The following is a 2,586-nucleotide window of genomic DNA, read 5'->3' as shown; positions in this document are numbered from 1 at the left end:
CGGTCACGGCGGCGGGCTCGTCCGGCGCGGTGGCGGCCGCGGCGAGCGCGGCGGGCGTGCGGTGCTCGAACACATCGCGCGGGCTGATGGCCAGTCCCCTTTCACGGGCCCGGGTGGCGACGGCGATCGAGGTGAGGCTGTCGCCGCCGAGCATGAAGAAGTCGTCGTCGGCGCCGATGCCCTCGACGCCGAGGACCTCGGTGAAGATCCGGCAGAAGGCGGTCTCCCCCTCGGTGGAGGGGGCGCGCCCGCCGGCCCGGGGCGCGAGTTCCGGCGCCGGCAGGGCGTTCTGGTCGAGCTTTCCGCTGGGCGTCAGTGGCAGCTCGTCCAGGGTGGCCACGGCGGCGGGCAGCATCGCCGCGGGCAGGGCCTCGGCGAGCGCGGCGAGCAGGGCCGCCCCGTCCGGGGAGGTGCCGGGCGCGGGGACGGCGTAGCCCAGGAGGGCTCCGTCGCGGACGATCACGGCGGCGCGGGCGACGCCCGGCAGGGCGGCCAGCGCGGCCTCGATCTCGCCGAGTTCGATGCGGTTGCCGCGGATCTTGACCTGGCGGTCGGTGCGGCCGAGGTACTCGACGGCCCCGTCGGGGCGGCGGCGTACGAGGTCGCCGGTGCGGTACATGCGCTCGCCGGGCCCGCCGAACGGGTCGGCGGTGAAGCGCTCGGCGGTCAGGGCGGGCCGGCCGTGGTAGCCGCGGGCCAGCTGGACGCCCGCGAGGTACAGCTCGCCGGGCACCCCGTCGGGCACGGGCCGCAGGAACGGGTCGAGGACGTGCAGGCGGGTGTTCCAGACGGGCCGCCCGATGGGGACGGCGAGCCCGGTGCCGCCCTCGTACGGGAAGTGGGTGACGTCGACGGCCGCTTCGGTGGGCCCGTACAGGTTGTGCAGCGGGACGGGGCCGCCCGCGGAACCGGAGGTGAGCTCCCACCAGCGGCGGGCCTCGGCGCCGGTGAGCGCTTCGCCGCTGCAGAACACGCGGCGCAGGGTCGCCGCCCAGCCGGGCGGGCCCGCGTCCTCCATGACCTGGGTGAAGGCGGCCAGCATCGACGGGACGAAGTGCAGGGTCGTGATCCGGCGTGCGCTGATCAGCTCGGCGAGGTAGGCGGGGTCGCGGTGGCCGTCGGGGCGGGCGAGGACGACGGCCGCGCCCGCGGTGAGCGCCCAGAAGAACTCCCACACGGAGACGTCGAAGCCGGACGGGGTCTTCTGGAGCACCCGGTCGTCGGGGGCGAGCCGGTACGCGTCCTGCATCCAGGCGAGCCGGTTGACGATGGCGCGGTGGGTGACGGCGACGCCCTTGGGGCGGCCGGTGGAGCCGGAGGTGTAGATGAGGTAGGCGGGGTGGTCCGGTCCGGCCGCGGCCCCGGCGGGCGCGTGGTCGGCGGGCTCGTCCAGGTCGTCCCGGCCGAGGACGACGAGGTCGAGGCCTTCCGCGCCGGGCAGCCGGCGGGCGGCCTCCGGGGTCGTGACGACGGTTCGCGCGCCGGAGTCGGCGAGCATGTACGCGACGCGTTCGGCCGGGTAGTCCAGGTCGAGGGGCAGGTAGGCGGCGCCGGCCTTGAGGACGCCGAGGAGGGCGACCATCAGCTCGGCCGACCGGGGCACTGCGACGGCGACGTACTCCTCCGGTCCGGCGCCGCGGGCCCGCAGCCGCGCGGCCAGGGCCTCGGCGCGGCGGCCGAGTTCGGCGTACGTGAGGGTGGTGTCCCCGAACAGGACGGCCGGGGCGTCCGGGGTGCGGGCCGTCTGCTCGGCGATCAGCGACACCAGGGTGGCCTCGGGGACGTCGCGGGCGGTGGCGTTCGCCGCGGCGAGGGCGGCGCGCTCCCGGTCGGAGAGCACGCCCGTACGGGCGGTCGTGCGCTCGGGCTCCTCCACGAGGGTGCGCAGGAGCGCGGTGAAGCGGCGGGCGAGGACGGCGACGGCCGGCCCGTCGAGGCGGGCCGCGTCGTGCTTGAACCGCAGCAGCAGGCCCTCGCCCGGCTCGACGACGAGCGCGAGCGGGTAGTGCACGGCGTCGAACACCTCGGCTCCGGTGATCCGCAGGCCGCCGGGGTCCGTGCCGTGCGAGGGGTCGCCGGTGGGGAAGTTCTCGAAGACGACGAGCGTGTCGAAGAGCTCCCCGCCGCCCGCGAGGCGCTGGATGTCGGCGAGGCCGAGGTGCTGGTGGTCGAGGAGGCCGGCGTGCTCGTCCTGGACGCGGGCCAGCAGGCCGGCGAGCGTCTCGTCGGGGCGCAGGGCCACGCGGGCCGGGACGGTGTTGATGAACAGGCCGACGGCTGACTCCAGTCCGGGGACCTCGGTGGTCCGGCCGGAGACGGTGGTGCCGAAGACGACGTCCCGGCTGCCGGTGAGCGCGCCCAGCAGCAGCGCCCACGCGCCGTGGACGACGGTGCCGAGGGTGAGGCCGCGGCCGCGGGCGAAGGCGTGCAGGGCGGCGGTGAAGTCCTCGGGCAGGCGGGTGTCGACGCGCCCGGGCCGGGCGGGAGCCTGCCGGCCTCCCCCGGCTCCGGTGGTCGGGGCGAGCCGGGTGGGCCCGTCCAGCCCGGCGAGGGCGGTGCGCCAGGCGTCGCGGGCGGCGTCCCGGT

1 protein-coding gene is annotated in these 2,586 nt (G+C 77.0%); it reads right to left on the bottom strand.

Features of this window, described 5'->3' with window-relative positions; translation table 11 throughout:
• Positions 1-2,586, bottom strand: a 2,586-nt coding sequence (locus EF903_RS31395) for a non-ribosomal peptide synthetase (protein WP_125548374.1), incomplete at both ends; no start/stop codon positions are given.

The sequence above is a fragment of the Streptomyces sp. WAC05292 genome (genome assembly GCF_003949955.1).
Lineage (GTDB): Bacteria > Actinomycetota > Actinomycetes > Streptomycetales > Streptomycetaceae > Streptomyces > Streptomyces globosus.
Note: the sequence above shows the minus strand (reverse complement) of the source record. Positions and strands in the feature narration are given on the sequence as shown.